At 72.7% G+C, this 17,654-nt stretch carries 11 protein-coding genes (1 of these 11 only partly in view); 4 read left to right on the top strand and 7 right to left on the bottom strand.

Annotated elements, in window-relative coordinates:
- Positions 1-497: 497 nt before the first annotated feature.
- A complete protein-coding gene (locus ASF28_RS03780; RefSeq protein WP_056087862.1) occupies positions 498-2,657 on the top strand; it encodes a S9 family peptidase in 2,160 nt (719 codons plus the stop codon).
- A 444-nt stretch (positions 2,658-3,101) separates the two neighbouring features.
- Here ASF28_RS03780 and ASF28_RS03785 read toward each other — a convergent pair whose 3' ends face one another.
- Both ASF28_RS03785 and ASF28_RS22255 read right to left on the bottom strand, forming a co-directional pair.
- The gene (locus ASF28_RS03785; protein ID WP_056087865.1) at positions 3,102-6,680 is read right to left on the bottom strand and encodes an AsmA family protein; all 3,579 of its coding nucleotides are present in this window, start codon (positions 6,678-6,680) and stop codon (positions 3,102-3,104) included.
- Between the two features lie 161 nt (positions 6,681-6,841).
- Positions 6,842-7,111 carry a hypothetical protein gene (locus tag ASF28_RS22255; protein ID WP_056087867.1) on the bottom strand — a complete coding sequence of 90 codons (270 nt, stop codon included), beginning with the start codon at positions 7,109-7,111 and terminating at the stop codon, positions 6,842-6,844.
- A 139-nt stretch (positions 7,112-7,250) separates the two neighbouring features.
- On the opposite strand from ASF28_RS22255, the gene ASF28_RS03795 reads away from it, so the two are divergent.
- The 3 genes from ASF28_RS03795 (at position 7,251) to ASF28_RS03805 (ending at position 11,586) form a co-directional block, all read left to right on the top strand.
- Positions 7,251-9,614, top strand: a complete 2,364-nt coding sequence (locus ASF28_RS03795; protein ID WP_056087872.1) for an ATP-dependent helicase — start codon at positions 7,251-7,253, stop codon at positions 9,612-9,614.
- A gap of 878 nt (positions 9,615-10,492) precedes the next feature.
- Entirely contained in the window at positions 10,493-11,209 is a 717-nt protein-coding gene (locus ASF28_RS03800) for a PhoH family protein (protein WP_056087875.1), read from the top strand.
- A 131-nt stretch (positions 11,210-11,340) separates the two neighbouring features.
- Positions 11,341-11,586: a hypothetical protein gene (locus ASF28_RS03805; protein ID WP_056087880.1), complete on the top strand. Its 246-nt coding sequence runs from the start codon at positions 11,341-11,343 to the stop codon at positions 11,584-11,586.
- A 143-nt stretch (positions 11,587-11,729) separates the two neighbouring features.
- Here ASF28_RS03805 and ASF28_RS03810 read toward each other — a convergent pair whose 3' ends face one another.
- The 5 genes from ASF28_RS03810 to ASF28_RS03830 form a co-directional block, all read right to left on the bottom strand.
- Positions 11,730-12,491 (bottom strand): SDR family oxidoreductase, encoded by a 762-nt coding sequence (locus ASF28_RS03810; protein ID WP_056087883.1) that lies wholly within the window; start codon positions 12,489-12,491, stop codon positions 11,730-11,732.
- Positions 12,492-12,950: 459 nt separating this feature from the next.
- A complete protein-coding gene (locus tag ASF28_RS03815) occupies positions 12,951-14,291 on the bottom strand; it encodes an FAD-binding oxidoreductase (RefSeq protein ID WP_244474875.1) in 1,341 nt (446 codons plus the stop codon).
- A complete protein-coding gene (locus tag ASF28_RS03820; protein ID WP_244474876.1) occupies positions 14,288-14,725 on the bottom strand; it encodes a GtrA family protein in 438 nt (145 codons plus the stop codon). Before ASF28_RS03820 ends, ASF28_RS03815 begins: the two co-directional genes overlap by 4 nt.
- A gap of 23 nt (positions 14,726-14,748) precedes the next feature.
- Positions 14,749-16,260 (bottom strand): UbiA family prenyltransferase, encoded by a 1,512-nt coding sequence (locus ASF28_RS03825; RefSeq protein ID WP_082475981.1) that lies wholly within the window; start codon positions 16,258-16,260, stop codon positions 14,749-14,751.
- Between the two features lie 74 nt (positions 16,261-16,334).
- Positions 16,335-17,654, bottom strand: partial view of a hypothetical protein gene (locus tag ASF28_RS03830; protein ID WP_056087886.1) — the 3' portion only. The gene runs 210 nt beyond the window's last position; the window shows 1,320 of its 1,530 coding nt (coding positions 211-1,530); the start codon falls outside the window, past its right edge; it ends in the stop codon at positions 16,335-16,337.

Genomic DNA, 17,654 nt, shown 5'->3' on the forward strand with positions numbered 1-17,654 from the left:
CAATCGATCCCGTGGCCTATGCGTTCATGGGTTGATGCTGGTTTACAGCATTGAATGCCGCCCTCCCGCAGGAGTGTAATCTATGACGGCGTCCAATGCTATGGCGCACTGGTGAGATAGACAGTTCGAAGTCGAGAAACAAGGCATTCGACCCCATCGCCCCGTGCGACACTGGTTTGAACGATAATTCATTTGTTTCCGTCGTGCGGCCCGGCACGGGTGGCACCCCTAAGCTTCGGCCCGGTGCGACAAGGTACTATCGATCCAGTCGATTGCGGCCCGGGCGGCTTTGCCGCAAGGGGGCTTGGCCGCACAGGAGTTTGGCCGCGAAGCGGTCGGCCGGACCGGGCGGGTTTCCCGAGCCGGCCCGGGACTTCCGCCTTGCCGACCGGGCGCCGACACGGCACACGGCGGGGACGATGGCGTGCGGAACCCGGCCGGACCGTGCCAAGCACCTCCGCCCGGTCCCGCGCCAGCCCGATCCGAGGATTTTGGCCATGGCATCCGACCGTCTTCCCATCACAGTTCCGTCAGCGGCACCGGTGGCCGAGGCGCGGCCCCACGCTTTCACGGTCCACGACCGGACGATCACCGACGATTATGCCTGGCTCAAGGCGGAGAACTGGCGCGCCGTCCTCAAGGACCCGGCCGCCCTGCCCGACGACATCGGCGCGTACCTGAAGGCCGAGAACGCCTACGCGGACGCGGCCCTCGCGCCCGTCGCCGAATTGCGAAAAACCCTGGTGGCCGAGATGCGCGGCCGCATCCGCGAGGACGACAGCGGCGTGCCCGAGCCCGACGGGCCGTTCGCCTACTACACCCGCCACCGCGACGGCGGGCAGCATCCCCTGGTGTGCCGGCGGCCCCGCACCGTCGTGGTGATCCCGGGTCAGGGCGCCGAGACCGCCGCCGAGGGCGGGCCCGAGGAGGGCGAGGTGATCCTCCTCGACGGCGACACGGAAGGGGCGGGCCTCGCCTTCTTCGAGATCGCGGCGGCGGTCCATTCCGACGACCACGCGCGGCTGGCCTGGAGCGCCGACACCAACGGGTCGGAGCTCCACACCATCCGGGTGCGCGACCTCGACACCGGCCTCGACGGCCCCGACCGCATCGAGGCGACCACGGGCGAGGTGGTGTGGACCAAGGACGGCGGCGCCTTCCACTACGTGCAGCTCGACGACAACCACCGCCCGGCCCGGGTCATGCGCCACCGCCTCGGCACGGCGCAGGCCGAGGACGCCCTCGTCTACGAGGAAGCCGATTCGGGCTTCTTCGTCCACATCGAGGAAACCCAGTCGGGCGACTACCTCGCCATCACGGCGAGCGACCACGAGACCTCGGAGGTCCGCCTCGTCGACCGGGGCGCCGCCGACGCCGTGCCCGTGGTGGTGCAGCCGCGGACCCCCCTGCTGATCTACTCCGTCGAGAACTGGGGGCCCCACCTCTTCATCCTCACCAACGCCGGCGGCGCGGTGGACTTCAAGATCGCCACCGCCCGGATCGAGGCGCCGGGCCTCGCCCACTGGAGCGACGTGGTGCCGCACCGGGCCGGCGTGATGATCCGCCACCAGCACATCATCGCCGAGCACATCGTGCGCCTGGAGATCGAGAACGCCCGGCCCCGCATCGTCGTGCGCGACATGGCGGGCTCCGAGCACGTGGTGGCCTTCGCCGAGGAAGCCTACTCGCTCTCGCTGCAGCCCGGCCACGAATTCGAGACGGCGGTGATCCGCTTCACCTACTCGTCGATGACGACGCCGGCCGAGACCTACGACTACGATTGCGTCACCCGCTCGCGGCAGCTGCGCAAGCGCCAGGCGATCCCGAGCGGCCACAAGCCGGAGGACTACGTCACCCGCCGCCTGTTCGCCACGGCGCCGGACGGCGAGACCGTGCCGATCTCCCTCCTGCACCGTCGCGACCTCGTCCTCGACGGCGCGGCGCCCCTGCTGCTCTACGGCTACGGCTCCTACGGCACCCTGATGCCGGCGGCGTTCCGCACCAACCTGCTGTCGCTGGTCGACCGCGGCTTCGTCTACGCCATCGCCCACGTGCGCGGCGGCACCGAGAAGGGCTGGAACTGGTACCTCGACGGCAAGCGGGAGAAGAAGCCCAACACCTTCTCGGACTTCGTCGCCTGCGGGCGGGCGCTCATCGAAGCCGGCTACACCGCCGAGGGCAACATCGTCGCCCATGGCGGCTCGGCCGGGGGCATGCTCATGGGGGCGGTGGCCAACCTCGCGCCGGAGCTGTTCGCCGGCATCGTCGCCGACGTGCCCTTCGTCGACGTGCTCAACACCATGCTCGACGCCGACCTGCCGCTGACCCCGCCGGAATGGCCCGAATGGGGCAACCCGGCCGAGAGCATCGCGGCCTTCGAGACGATCCTGTCCTACTCGCCCTACGACAACGTCGCCGCGAAGGCCTATCCGGCGATCCTGGCGCTCGGCGGCCTCACCGACCCGCGCGTGACCTACTGGGAGCCGGCCAAATGGGTCGCGCGCCTGCGCGCCACCCTGACGGGCGGCGGCCCGGTGCTCCTGCGCATCAACATGGAGGCCGGCCACGGCGGCGCCGCCGGCCGCTTCGACCGCCTGGAGGAAGTCGCCCTCATCTACGCCTTCGCCCTCATGGCCGTGGGCCGGGCGGAGCGCTAGGGCCGATCGGCCTCGACCGCCCCGCTTCGGTCCGGCTCTCGCCGACCCCTTCGAGCAGGGCGATGGCCGATGGTTACGCGTTCCCGCACGAGAACGCGGACGATCCGAGCGCATTCCCCTCTCCCCGCCTGCGGGGAGAGGGCCGCCGGCACCCCGTCGTGCCGGCGGCGAGCGCAGGCGAAGCCGCAGCGACGGTGAGGGGGCTGCGTCGGAGGAGCCTCTTCCGGATTCGCCCCCTCACCTTCGGCTGCCGCCTCGACGCGCTCCCCGGCAGGGGAGAGACGCGTCCCTCTCCCCGCAAGCGGGGCGAGGGGATGCGCAACCGGGACACGACGTCTTCACCCGTCTTCACGTGCGTTCCAAGCCGTGAACTCCATCGGGCATCGTCCTCCCCCGCAACGGGGTGGAAGGACTCAACCCGGCCGCCTGATCTCTCAAGGGACGTCAGGGCTGAGGGGCGGCCTGCGGCTCGGGCGCGTCCTGGCGCCGGGCCGCGTCCTCGGCGGCGCGGGCCTGGCGGGCGGCCTCGGCGGCGCGCTCCGCCGCGGCCTTCTCGGCCCGCAGGCGGGCCTGACGCGCCGCCTCCTCCGCCGCGAGCCTGTCGGCCAAAACCTTCTCGGCCAAAACCTTGTCGGCGGCGGCCTTGAGGGCGGCGGCGCGGGCCTTGTCCATCTCGATGCGGGCGCGCCGGCGCAGGCGCTCGGTCTGGTCGGCCTCCAGCAGTTCGATGCTCTCCAGCTCCCGCTGCAGCACCAGGGCGGCGAGGCCGTTGGTGGCGGGGCCGGCATCGACCTGCCGCTCGGGCGTCGCCACCGGTCCGGAAAAGCCGAGCTGGATCGCGGGCGGCCCGCCCGTCCAGGCCTTCGGGGCGGCGGCGGCCGTGAGGGTGCCGCGGGCGTCGAGGCGGCCGCCGCGCAGGTCGAGGCCCAGGGTGCCGGTCCAGCGCGCCGGCCCGAGGTCGAGGGTCAGGGGCCCGCCGCGGAGGGTGCCGCCCACCACGGTCACGGGGGTGGTGACGGGGCCGGCGGCGGTGAGGGGCCCGGCGCCGAGTTCCTCGGCCACCAGGGCCTGGAGCCGGCCGTCGCGCAGGGGATCGTCCTCGGCCAGCGCCCGGTCGAGGGCGCGGGCGAGGCCGGCCGGGTCGGCGCCCGGCAGGGCGAGGTCCGCCAGGGTGAGGGAACCGCTGCCGCCGAGGTTGTTGCCCAGGGCGGCCGGGGTCTCGCCCGAGGTGCCGAAGCGCAGGCTCGCGCCGAGGCGGCCGGAGACCGGGCCGGGGCCGACGAGGCCGGCGAGGGCCGCCCCGCTCAGGGTGCCCTCCCCGGCGATGGACGCCGCCCCGCCCTGGCGCGACAGGGTGACGGCGCCCGTGAGCCGCCCGCCCGCCAGGGTGCCGGCGAGGTCGGTCAGGCCCAGGGTCCCGTCCTCCAGGCGCGCCGTCAGGGTGGTGCCCGTGGCGACGTGGCCGCGCCCGAGGTCGAGGCTCTCGACGCCGAGGGCGAGGACCATGCGCGGGCGGAGGGCGGGCGGGGCGGCGAAGCGCGCGAAGGCCGCGTCGGCGCCGGATCGCCCCTCGGGCATCACCAGGGCGGCGGCGAGGGCCGGCACGGACAGGCGGCCGAGGCCGGCCCGGCCGGTGATCTCGCCCCCGGGGGCGATCCCGATTTCGGCCGACACGGCACCGCCGGCGAGGCGCCCGGCCACCGCCACGCGGGCCTCGTCGCCGGCCCGGGACAGGCCGAGGGTGAGGTCGGCGGGCAGGGTCGCGGGGATCGGCGCGGTGCCGCCCAGGACCCGCAGGAACGGCGCGAGGTCGGGGCTGCCGAGGCGGATCTCGCCGGTGCGCGGAAGGCCAAGTCCGGCCTCGCCCTCCAGCAGGATCGGCCGGGTGGTGGCGAGGGTGAGGTCGGCCACCGTCCCGGTCACCCGGAGGGCGAGGCCCGCCGCGTCGCCCTCGGCTCCGGCGGCACGGGTGCCGGAGAGGTGGAGGCGGGCGGGTCCGGCGAGCCCCGCCCCGCCGGCGCGGCCGAACCACGTGGCGGCGGAGGGGGCCGCCAGGGTGAGGTCGAGCTGGCCGATGCGGCCGGCCCGGCTCACGAGGTCGAGGTCGAGGCTGCCGCCCGCCGCCGTCCCCTTGGCCGTGGTGCGCAGGGTGTCGGCGGCGCCCGCCTCGCGCTCCAGGGTCACGCCGAGGTCGAGGCCGCCGTCGCGGAACGCCTGCGGCACGAGGCGGGCCTCGGCGATCCAGACCTTGTCGAGGAGGGCCAGCAGGGGCGCCGCCACGGGCGCCGAGACCCGGCCGGCGATGCGCCCGGCCCCGTCGGCGCCGATGCGGCCGGACAGGCTGGCCTTGGCCCCGGCGAGGTCGGTGACGTCGAGGCTGTCGATGGCGAGACTCGCCCCGTCCGACTGGATGCTCGCCGCGATGGTGCCGTTGCCGGACCCCGCCGGGCCGTGGCGGACGTCGCGGGCCTGGAGCACGAGGCCGAAATCGTGGCCCCGGAGGTCGGCCAGGGCCCCGCTGAACGACGGCAGGGCGGCGATGTCGATCCCCTGCGCGGCGAGCTGCGCGTCGACGCGCCCGCGGGTGCCGGCCTCGGGGGCGCGGTAGCGGGCGTTGCCGGTGACCCGCGCCGGGCCGAGGTCGAGGCGGAGGTTGCGCAGGGACACGGACGGGGGCGCCGCCGACAGGTCGGCCGAGGCCCGGATCGGGCGCCCGTCCATGAGGGCGATGCCCGGCCCCTCCAGGCCGAGCTTGCCGAGGTAGCGGCCGAACCCGTCCGAGGCCGGGGCGTCGAGGGCGAGGGTCCCGGTGAAGCGGGGGGCCGGCTCGGCGTCGATCTCGCCGGACGCGCTCAGGGTCGCGGCCCCCGGCGCCGTGGCGGAGAACCGCTTCAGCACGAGGCCGCCCGAGCGCTCGAGGGTGCCGGCGAGCGCCAGGTTCGACCAGTCGTCGAGGCCGAGGGCGAGGCTCTCGATGGCGAGCTCGACGTCGACGCTCACGGGCAGGTGGAGGCCGGCCCTCGGCGGGCCGCGGGCCAGGAGGGCCTGGCCGGCGGCCGAGAGCAGGAAGGCGTCGAGGTCGAGGCGGCGCGCGCCGAGCGCCAGGGCGGCGCGGCCGTTGCGCAGGTCGACCCGGCCGGTGCCCGACAGGCGCAGGGCCCGCCCGCCCGGATCGATGTCGAGGTCGAGGGACTTGAACCGGGCGACGGCGCCCCGCGCGGTGAACGCGCCGCCGACGGAGACCGGCAGGTAGGCGCCGGCGGCCTGGGACGGCGGGCCGACGACGAGGCGGGCCGTGCCCTCGGCCTGGGGGATCACCGCGCGCTCGGCCGGACCGGCGGCCCCGGCGACGTCGGCGAGGGAGAGGGTCGCGTCGATCTCCGCATAGGGCCGGGTGTCGCCGCCGGCCGAGAGCTTGACCGGCAGAATTCCCTCCGGCGTCGGCTCGCCGGTGCTGACCCGGAACGGGACGCCCCGGCTGGTGCCCTCCGCCCGCCACGGCCCGGTGAGGCGCGGGGCCGAGAGCCGCACGGCCTCGGCGTAGATCTGGTCGGTGCGGCCCGTGGCCGGCACCTGGGTGGTGACGAGGAGCTGGCGGACCTGGAGGTCCTCGATGGCGAGATCGCGCCCGGTCAGGCCGGCCGCGAGGTCGGCGGGCACCAGGATCGCCTCGCCCTCCGTCACCGGCAGGCGCAGCTCGGCCCGCCCGATCCGGGTCTCGGTGAACCGCACCGCGCCGGTGAGGAGGGGCGACAGGGCCACCTCCGCCTTCACGAAATGCAGATCGAGGCCGGGTTGGGCCGGCTGGTCCCCGAGGCGCAGGCGGTCGAAGCGCAGGCGCGGCGACGGCAGGAGCCGGACCTCGATGCGGCCCTCGCTGCGGGCGGGCAGGCCGAGCGACCGGGACACGGCGCCGTCGATGAGGCCGCGCTGGCCCTCCCACGCCACGAAGGGCGGAACCGCCAGGGCGGCGACGAGGAGGAGGACGACGAGTCCCGCCAGCGCGGTCAGGATGTCACGCACGCTCGTCTCGTTCCCCCGCGCCCCCGGAGGCGGGGCCGTTCCCACGGGAACTGGTCCCGTCCGAGGGGCGGCATATCACACCGGCCGGGGTTGTGTGCACCGAGGCCGTCGATCGGTCGCCGGGTCGGGCGACCGATCGACGGGACCCGTGAGGGCGGCCCCTACCGCCGCGGGGCGACGATGCCCGGCCCGGCGTTGGGCTCCGGGCGGAACAGCTCGTTGCGCTGAATTTGCATCCGGTTCTGGCTGTTGTCGAATTGCTGCTGGGTCTGGACGCCCCGGATCTGGCTCTGGGTGTCGAGGCGCTCGTTCATGTTGCTGAGGCTGTTGGGGTTGCCCGAGGGCTGGGCGAGGGCCGGGCCGGCGCCCGCCGCCAGCAGGGCGAGGCCCGCCAGGGCGCGGGCGGAGGGGAGTCGGGGCGAAGCGGTCATGGCGAGGCCTCCCTGTGGGGCGATGCGTGTGCGGGGACGACGCCCGAGGCGAAAGCCGGGTTCCCGCGATGGCGCGTCGCGGGCCGCCCGCGCGCGCCCGACCCTCGACGCCGTTCGCGTTTTGGTCCAGGGATGCGGCATGACCCAACACCCCGACACGGCGGGGGCCTCGCGGCCGGTGCCCGACGCGCCCACCTCCATCGCCGCCCGCGCCATGGCCTCCCTCAGGCCGCAGGGCTCGCCCTACCTCGAGGGCCTGAACGACGAGCAGCGCCGCGCCGTCGAGGCCACGGACGGCCCCGTCCTTGTGCTCGCCGGGGCCGGCACCGGCAAGACCCGGGTGCTCACCACCCGCATCGCCCACCTCATCGCGACGGCCAAGGCGCGCCCCTTCGACATCCTGTCGGTGACCTTCACCAACAAGGCGGCGCGGGAGATGAAGCACCGCATCGGCGCCCTCATCGGCCCGGCCGGCGAGGGCATGCCGTGGCTCGGCACCTTCCACTCCATCGGCACCAAGATCCTGCGCCGCCACGCCGAACTCGTCGGCCTGCGCTCGGACTTCACGATCCTGGGCATGGACGATCAATTACGCCTGATGAAGCAGGTCATCGTCGATCAGAACATCGACGAGAAGCGCTGGCCGGCCCGGGCCCTGTCCTCGGCCATCGACGGCTGGAAGAACCGCGGCCTCCTGCCCGAGCAGGTGCCGCCGGGGGAGGCCCAGGCCTTCGCCTTCGGCAAGGGCGGCGCCCTCTACACCGCCTACCAGGCCCGGCTGCTCACCCTCAACGCCGCCGATTTCGGCGATCTCCTGCTGCTCTGCCTCAAGCTGTGGCGCGAGAACCCGGACGTGCTGGAGAACTACCAGCAGCGCTTCCGCTACATCCTCGTCGACGAGTACCAGGACACCAACGTCGCCCAGTACCTGTGGCTGCGCCTGCTGGCGCAGGGCCACCGCAACGTCGCCTGCGTCGGCGACGACGACCAGTCGATCTACGGCTGGCGCGGCGCCGAGGTCGACAACATCCTGCGGTTCGAGCACGACTTTCCCGGCGCCACCGTGGTCCGCCTGGAGCGCAACTACCGCTCCACCGGCCACATCCTCGCCGCCGCCTCCGGCCTCATCGCCAAGAACGAGGGCCGGCTGGGCAAGACCCTGCGCACGGAGGACGTGCCGGGCGAGAAGGTGACGGTGGCGGGCGCCTGGGATTCGGAGGAGGAGGCGCGCCAGCTCGCCGAGGCCATCGAGTCGCTTCAGCACAAGCAGCATCCCCTGTCCGAGATCGCCGTGCTGGTGCGGATCTCGGCGCAGATGCGCGAGATCGAGGACCGCTTCGTCCAGCTCGGCCTGCCCTACCGGGTCATCGGCGGCCCGCGCTTCTACGAGCGCGCCGAGATCCGCGACGCCCTGGCGTATCTCCGCGTCACGATGAATCCGTCCGACGACCTCGCCTTCGAGCGGATCTTCAACACCCCGAAGCGCGGCCTCGGCGACGCCACCCTGCAGATCCTGCACGGCTATTCGCGGGGCCAGGGCGTGCCCCTGCTCCAGGCGGCGCGCCTGCTCACGGAGACCGACGAGCTCAAGCCCCGCGCCCGCACGGGCGTCCGCGCCCTGGTGGAAAGCTTTTCGCGGTGGGCCCGGATGGTCGGGACCAAGCCGCATTCCGAGGTGGCCCAGACCATCCTGGAGGAATCCGGCTACACCGAGATGTGGCAGAAGGACAAATCCGCCGACGCCGCCGGGCGCCTCGAAAACCTCAAGGAGTTCGTGCGCTCCATGGAGGAGTTTCCCGACATGGCGGCCTTCCTCGAACACGTCTCCCTGGTGATGGAGGCGAGCGAGCAGGAGGGCGCCGACCGGGTCTCGCTCATGACGCTGCACGCCGCCAAGGGCCTGGAGTTCGACACGGTGTTCCTGCCCGGCTGGGAGGACGGCCTGTTTCCGAACCAGCGGGCCCTGGACGAGAGCGGCCGCGCCGGCCTCGAAGAAGAGCGCCGCCTCGCCCATGTGGGTCTCACCCGCGCCCGCAAGCGCGCAAAACTGTCCTTCGCCGTCAACCGCCGCATCCACGGCCTGTGGTCGTCCACGGTGCCGAGCCGGTTCATCGACGAATTGCCGGAAGGCAGCGTCGACGTCATCGACGCCCCCGCGCATTTCTCGGCCGGCGCCTCGCGCTTCGACCGCAACCCGACGCCGTTCGGCTCGTCCTACGGCACGCCGGGCTGGCAGCGGGCCCAGGCCGCCACCGCCAACACCGGCAATTTCGGGGGCGGCCCCTCCCGCAACCCGGCCAACCGGTCCGGCCCGCGCCAGATCGAGGGCGAGCTCATCGCGAAATCCACCGGCGCCCCCTCGGCCTTCTCCGTCGGCATGCGGGTGTTCCACACCAAGTTCGGCCCCGGCGACGTCGCGGCGGTCGACGGCAACAAGCTCACCGTCGATTTCGACAAGGCCGGGCAGAAGATGGTCTTGGATAGCTTCATTCAGCCGGCGTGAGCGACCAAGCCCGCGCATGCTGACACCCGCTTCGGCTGAAGACCTGCCAAGAGAAGAAGACCTGCCAAGAGAAGAAGAAGAGGCCTCGGGCCGTTTCGCCTGGAAGGCTACGGCATTCCCACATCTCGCGGGCAGCACGGGTCCCCTCTCCTTCCAGGCAGGGCAATCGCATTTGAATCGCGAGCGGCCCCGTCTTTCTCGGGATGACGGCATCCACCCATCGCGTGGGCAGCACGGGTCCCCTCTCCTGGAAGGAGAGGGACAGGGTGAGGTGTGCGAACTCTCCGGAAAGTTCACGACCCTCACCCCAACCCTCTCCTTCCAGCCAGGGCGATCGCAGATGGCGTTTGGGGCGTTGGGACCTTCCGCAACGCTGTGTCATCCCGGGGCCGCGCAGCGGAACCCGGGAACCAGAAACACCGGTTTTGCAAGGTTTTGCGCTGTCGGCGGCTCTGGATTCCGGGTTCGCCTGCGGCGCCCCGGAATGACACCGGCGGTCATCTGCGATCGCCCTGCGCTTTCCGGGGACGCATCGGCACCGCGACAAGAAATCTCTCCCGCGTCGCCCAAGTCCGGAACCGTGCGGACTTTCTACATCAATGCACGGGAATAATTGATCGTCATGCCGCCGTCGCTTCCGGCGCGGCATGGTGCGTGCAACCATCGAGGGGCGGACGAAGACGGCGGACCGGCCATCCACAGGCAAGGTCCTCCCGGCGGGAACCGCCCACTTGCGGCCGAATTGGCTGGTGGCGGACACTGGCGTCCGGTCGAGGGAGCGTAAGAGCGTTCAAGGCAGAGGGTTTTCGGCGCGTCACGTTCAGCAGGTGCAGTTCAGATTGAGTCCGGTTGGCCAAGTCCAGGTGGAGTATTGATCGATGAAGAGACGGCGCACACGACTTGAACTGGTGGAAGATCGCCCGGTCCGGTTGCACCGGACCCGCTTCGACGAGGAACGCAACCTCAGCCCGATCCAGCCCCTCACCGACCGCCAGGCCCAGTACCTCGACGCCCTGGCCCTTCACAAGCAGGTGATCGTGCTCGGCCCCGCCGGCACCGGCAAGACCTACATCGCCGGCACCCGCGCGGCGGACCAGCTCCGCCAGCGCCGCATCGGCAAGGTGATCATCACCCGTCCCAACGTGCCGTCGGGCCGGTCCCTCGGCTACTTCCCCGGCACCCTGGAGGAGAAGATCGCCCCCTGGGTCGCGCCCCTGACCGAGACCATGAAGGAGCGCATGGGCGCGGCGGCCTTCGACATCGCGGTCAAGACCGGCGACATCGAGGTGGTGCCCTTCGAGGTGATGCGCGGGCGCACCTTCAAGAACTGCCTCGTGATCCTCGACGAGGCGCAGAACACCACCACCGCCGAGATCAAGATGTTCCTCACCCGCATCGGAGACGATTGCCAGGTGATCATCAACGGCGACGTGTCGCAGACGGATCTGCGCGAGACGTCGGGCCTGCGCACGGTGATCCATCTCATCAAGAGCCGCATGATGCCCATCCCCGTGGTGGAATTCACCCTGGACGATATCGTGCGTTCGGGAATTTGTGCTGATTGGGTGCGGGCTTTCGAGGAAACGAATCTCTGAGTCGCGGGTTATCAGCGGCGGGCTTCTGCGGGGCCCGCCGCTCACTCCGGTGCGCGCCACGTGTCCTTCACCCTCGAGGGCCGGACGCGCAGACCGGGCACCGCACTCGGACAAGACAACGGGAGTTCCACGTGAGGAAACTGACCTTCGCCATCGCCGTGCTCGCCTCGCTCGGCGGCGCCAGCCTCGCCACCTCCGCCTCGGCCGCCCCCGGCGCGCCCATGGGCGTCACCGCTCCCGAGACCGTGTCCACCGTGCAGATGCGCATGGAGCGTCGGATGGAGCGCCGCATGATGCATCGCCGGATGGAGCGCCGCATGGAGCGTCGGCACATGCACCGCAAGATGATGCATCGCCGGATGATGCGCCGCATGTGATCGATCGCGTCGCGATCGAGACGGAAAGGGTCCCTCGCGGGGCCCTTTTTTCGTTCGGCGTGCGTGCCGCGGGACCGCAGGGGAGAGGGAGCCGACGCTTCAGCGCCTCCTTCAGCGATCGGTACGCGCGATCGGAGGTCGCGCTACAGCTTCAGCCGCTTGAACACCGGCTCGGGGATGGCCCGGATCACCAGCATCACCAGGGCCCAGACCGGGCGGACATAGGCCACGTCGCGGCGCTTCACCTCCGCATGGCGAAAGATCGCGGCGCCGACCTCGTGCGGCTCGGCCGTGAGGGGCTTTGGCAGGGGCATCCCCGCCGTCATCCGGGTGCGGACGAAGCCCGGTTTCACGGTGAGCACGTGGACGCCGTTCGCCGCCAGCCGGTTGCGCAGGCCCGACAGGAAGGCGGTGAAGCCGGCCTTGGCCGCGCCGTAGACGTAGTTCGAGGCCCGGCCGCGCTCGCCCGCCACCGACGAGACCCCCACCAGGGTGCCCGAGCCCCGCGCGGCGAAGCGTTCGGCGAACAGGCCGAGCAGCAGGGACGGCCCCTCGAAATTCGCGCGCATCACCGCGGCGGCCGCGCCGAGGTCGGACTGGGCGCGGGCCTGCTCGCCGAGGAGTCCGACCACGCTCACCACCGTGTCGGGCAGGCGCGGCAGGCCGTCGACGAAGGCGGTGAAGGCCGGCGTGTCGGTGATGTCGAGGGCCACGACCGGCACCGGCCGCCCCGTGCGCGCCGTCAGGTCGGCGGCGTTGCGGGCCGCCGCCGCCGGGTCGCGGGCGGCGAGGATCACGTCCCATCCGGCCTGCGCGTAGGCCAGGGCCGTGGCGTGGCCGATGTCGGAGGTGGCGCCGACGAGGAGCACGAGTTTTCGCGACACGGTGGGAGCGTTCTGGGTCATGCGGCCTCGGACGGGTTGGGTGGGGCCGGAACGGCCGGATCGGCTTCCCCGGAGGAATGTCGGAGTGAGGCGCGGCGGCGCCGCTCCCCTGGGCGGCGGGGCAATCTCGTTCGGAGACAGGGCAGACGGCATCCGGATGCGGGCGGGAGGCGCACCTGTGCTCCCTCTCCTGAAAGGAGAGGGCTGGGGTGAGGTGTGTGGGCTCTCCGAATAAGTCACACACCTCACCCTGTCCCTCTCCTTCCAGGAGAGGGGACCCGCGCTGCCCGCGAGATGTGTGAATGCCGTAGCCTTTCAAGAGAGGGGACCCGAGCATCCCGCGAGAGGTGTGGAGACGAAAGCCTTTTGGGAGGGGGAGCCGGTCGTGCCGGGCGCCGACCACCGGTCCCATGAGAAACAGGGCGGATCGCCGGGCGCGCGCGCCCTCGACCCATTCACCGAACGCATCCGGGCGGGCCTTCACAGCCCCAACCGCCGCGACAGGCCGGAGGCGATCCTGCCTTCCGCGCCGAGGTCGCGCCGCAGGGCCCGGAACCGGGTCGCGGCGTCGCCGTAGCCGGCCTCGAAGGTGTCGCGGCTCTGGCGGGCGTCCTTGGCGAGGTAGAGCCGGCCGCCGGCCGCCCGCACGATGGCGTCGAGGTCATCCAGGAGCGCGAGGTTGGCGGGGCTCGCGGGGAAATCGAGGGTGAGGGTGTAGCCCGCGAGGGGGAACGACATCACGCCCCCCCCCGGCCCCAACAGCTTGAGCACGGCGAGGAACGACGGGGCCGCGTGGGCGACGCGGTCGAGGATCTCGGCCAGGGCCGCCCGGCTGCGGGCCTTGGGGATCACGCATTGGTGCTGGAGGAAGCCGCGCGCGCCGTAGATGCGGTTCCAGTCGCGGATGCCGTCGAGGGGGAAGAAGTACGGCGCCCAGCCGACGAGGCTGTCCCGCCCGGCGCCCGCGCGGCCGCGGCCATAGTACAGGGCGTTGAAGGCGCCGACGCTCAGGCGGTTGAGGGTCAGGGCCGGCAGGTCGAACGGCACCGCCAGGGCGCCGCCGCCCGCGGGCGGGTTCAGGGGCGCACCGGGGGCGAGTTCCGCGAGGTCGGCCCGGGTGGCGTGCTCGCCGCCATAGACCAGGGCGCGGCCCCGGGCGGCGCCGCGGGCGAGGCAATCGATCCAGGCCACCGCGTAGGTCGAGCCGTTGGCGGCCTCCAGGGCCGCCATGGCGGCGTCGAGGTCGGCCGCCGCCACGGTGCGCTGGCGGATCCAGCCGGTCTCGATCCGGCGCAGGCGCAGGGTCGCCCGCAGGATCGTCCCCGTCAGGCCCATGCCGCCGACGGTGGCGGCGAACAGGTCGGCGCCGGGCCCGCAGGTGCGGACCGTGCCGTCGGGCAGGGCGAGGGTGAGGTTCTCGACATGGGCGCCGAAGCCGCCGGCGCCGTGGTGGTTCTTGCCGTGGATGTCCGCCGCGATCATGCCGCCGACGGTGACGTAGCGCGTGCCCGGCACCACGGCGGGGAAGAACCCCCGCGGCAGGAAGGCGTCGATGATGTCGGCGAGCAGCACCCCGGCCTCGACGGCGAGGTGGCCCGTCTCCGGATCGAAGGCGATCATCCGGTCGAGGCCGCCGAGCGCCAGGGTGGTGGTGTCGCCCAGGGCGGCGTCGCCGTAGGCCCGGCCGTTGCCCCGCGCGATGAGCCCGGTCTCGGCCCGGTGGAGGGGCGCCACGGCGGCCTCTTCGCGGACGGCGATGAGCCGCGTGGCGCGGCGCGGATAGCGGCCCCAGCCGGCGATCGTCTGCGTGTCGGCGCTCACGGGGCGCGCCCGGTGAAGACGAAGCGCCGGTCGAGGCCGTACTTCACCGCGTAGCCGACGGCGAGCCCGAGGATCGCACCGGTGTACTTCGCCGTGCTCGTGCCCCAGAGGGCGAAGAATCCGAATTCGAACACCCAGAACACCAGGGTGGTGACGACGCTAAACAGGCCGTAGAGGCCGATCTTGCGCGCTTCCTCGCGCCGGCTCGCCGAGGCGTCGAAGAACACGAAATACTTGTCGAGGCCGTACTTCGCCACGAAGCCGATGCCCGTGCCCATGACGACGGAGACGAGGAGGGGCGCCCACGGGGCGATCCGCACGGTGGCCTCCTGCGCCAGGAGGTTCGCCGCGGTGGCGAGCACGGCGAAGCCGACGTAGCGCAGGCCGAGGGCGACGGGCCCGGGACGGGTCATCGTGGAATCGGCCTCGATCATGGGTTCAAACTCGGCGGGCGCGCTCATATGGCGGCGAGCACCAGGGCGCCGACGGTGGCCGCCGTCACGAGGCTGACCCGGTCGCGCAGGGCGAAGACGATGGGGTCGTCGTGCATCATCCGGCGGTGCGCCATGAGCAGCGCCCGCGAGATCCAGTACAGGATCACCGGGCCGACGCACCACAGGAGCTTCGGGCGCGAATAGAGCTGCGTCACCGCCTCCGACGACAGGTAGAGGGACAGCACCACCACGGCGTTGTAGCCGGCGGCCGCCGCGAGGGCGGCGACGATGGGCAGATCGGACAGTTCGTAGTTGCGGTTGGTCGGGCTCGGCAGGCCGCGGTCGAGGCGGCTCGTGAGTTCGGTGTAACGCTTGATCAGGGCGAGCGCCATGAACATGAACAGGGAGAAGGCCAGCAGCCAGTCCGACAGGACCGCGCCGACGGCGACCCCGCCGCCCACCACCCGGATGGTGTAGAGGCCGGCGAGCGTCACCACGTCGACGAGCATCTTGCGCTTGAGCGAGACCGAGTAGGCGCTGGTGAGGGCGAAGTAGCCGAGGATCACGGCGGTGAAGGCGCCCGACACCGCGAGGCTCACGGCGAGGGCCGCCCCGAACAGCAGCGGCGCCGCCAGCATGGCCTGCGGCAGCGGCACCCGGCCGCTCGCCAGCGGCCGCCGGCACTTGGTCGGATGGGCCCGGTCGGCCTCGATGTCGATGAGGTCGTTGATGAGGTAGACGCTCGAGGCGCAGAGCGAGAACGCCACGAAGGCCAGGAGTGCCGCGAGGAAGGCCGGCCCGTCGAAGCGGTGCGCCATCAGCAGGGGCACGAACACCAGGGTGTTCTTGGCGTACTGGTGCACCCGCAGGAGCCGGGCCCAAATCCGCACCCGCGCGGCGGGGCCGGTCCCGGCCTCGGGCAGGAAGACGGCGTCGGGCATCCGCGCCAGCAGGCGCCGGCGCGCCGCCGGCGCGAGGCGCACGGCGACGGCGCGGCGGGCGCGGGCCCAGACCGGCAGGTCGTCGGCGTGGTTGCCGATGTAGTCGAACCCGTGCTCGCCGAAGGCCGCCACCAGGCGGGCCGCCTTGGCGGCGCCGGAGAGGTTCTGGGCGTGATCGGAGGCGAACCAGCCGTCGAACAGGCCGAGATGGTCCGCGACCTTCTCCACCAGCACGGCGTTGCTGGCCGAGGCGAGGTAGACCGGCCGCCCCGCCGCCCGCGCCGCGGCGATGCAGTCCAGCACCGCCGGGTCGTAGGGCAGCCGCGCGGCGTCGAGGGCGGCGGTGCCGAGGTGGTGCTTGATCGCCGCCTTGCCGCGCGGGACCGTTCGCGCCAGGGCGAGGATTCCGCGCGGGTCGCCGCCGATCTCGGCGAAGAAGCTCTCGATGAGGAGGTCGGAGCGGATCAGGGTGCCGTCGAGGTCGACCACCAGGGGCAGGCCCAGTGCAGGGCTTTCCGGCGCGACGCTGCGCGGGCCGTCCACGGCGGCGGGGCCGTCATGGGGGCCGTCCTGAACGAGGGACCGTTCGAGCATGCGCTAGACCTCGAAGCGTGCGGCGCGCGCGGCGGCGGCGGCCATCGGGACGGAGGGAACCACAGCGAAGAAAATCATGGCATTCCGGCCTCCATTCGCGGCGCCGCCGTGAGGCAGGCCGGCGCGATCCCGTAGAGGGTCAGGGCCGTGCCGTCGAAGGGGAGATCCGGCCGGATGGTCCGCTCCGGCACGGCGCAGCGGGCCAGGGTCCCGTCGGCGTAGCCGCCGCGCCGCCCGCCGGACTCCGAGAACAGGGTCGGGAAATCGACGAGATAGCGGATGCCCCGGTCGGCGAGGTAGGGGGCGAGGCGCCCCTGCACCACGGCCGGATAGACGTCGTCGTTGACGAGGCCGTCGAGGTTCGTCACCGGGCGCGCGGCGAAATAGGCGACGATGCCGGCGTTCCAGGCCGCCACCGGGGCGAGGCCGGGCTCGCCGCGGAGCATCAACCCCGCCTCCATGGTGGCGACCTGCCACGGCCACGGCGGGTTGGCGACCCGCCAGGCGCCCCCGGCGGCGTAGAGCCCGATGAGGAGCGGGACCGCCGCCCCGCGCAACGGAAGGTTCGCCGCGAGGCCGGCGGCCAGGACGGCGACGGCGGAAAACAGCGTCGCGGCGTACCAGTACTGCACCGCCCCGTTGAGGCTGTAGACGGCGACGTAGGCGAGGACCGCCGCGAGGGAGCCGAGGCTGAGGGGATGGTCGAGGAGGGCGCGCAGGCGCCCGCGCAGGGCGATCCAGGCGGCGAGGCCGGCGAGGATCACGGGGACGAGGACCCGCGGCAGGCCGTAGGGGCCGAACAGCTCGACCACCCGCGCCACGCCCGGCCACGGGGTGTAGCCCGACACCGATGCCCAGAAATGCTTGATGCTGGCGCTGCGCTGCACGAAGCCACCGGTGAAGTGGTGGGTGTGCAGGGTCACGAGGCCGATGCCGATGAGGGCGCCGAGGCACAGCATCGCGGGCACGCGGAGGGCGGGCCAGCGCCGGTGCCGGAGGGCGTGCGCGGCGAACCCGGCGAGGAGCGCGAACGGCAGCACGGCGTAGTCCGACCGGGCGAGGACGCCGACGATCCCCGTGGCGACGGCCGCGGCCATGAGTGCCGGGGTGGCGTCGCCCCGTGCCGCCCCGGCGGCGAGCCGGTACGACAGGGCGGAGGCGGCGATGACGAGGCAGGATTCCATGGGGAAGCCGACGAGGTGCAGCCCCCCCGCCGACAGGGCGACGAGGACGACGCCGAGTCCGCCCCCGCCGAACGTGTCCCGGGCCGCCCGGGCCAGCCAGAGCACGGCCGCCGCCATCAGACCGGCATTGACGAGGGCGACGAAGACGTAGGTCTCGACGAAGCCGATCCCGGGGGCGATCCGGTAGAGGCCGGCGAGGCCGTAGGCGAA

Source organism: Methylobacterium sp. Leaf99 (assembly GCF_001422375.1).
Lineage (GTDB): Bacteria > Pseudomonadota > Alphaproteobacteria > Rhizobiales > Beijerinckiaceae > Methylobacterium.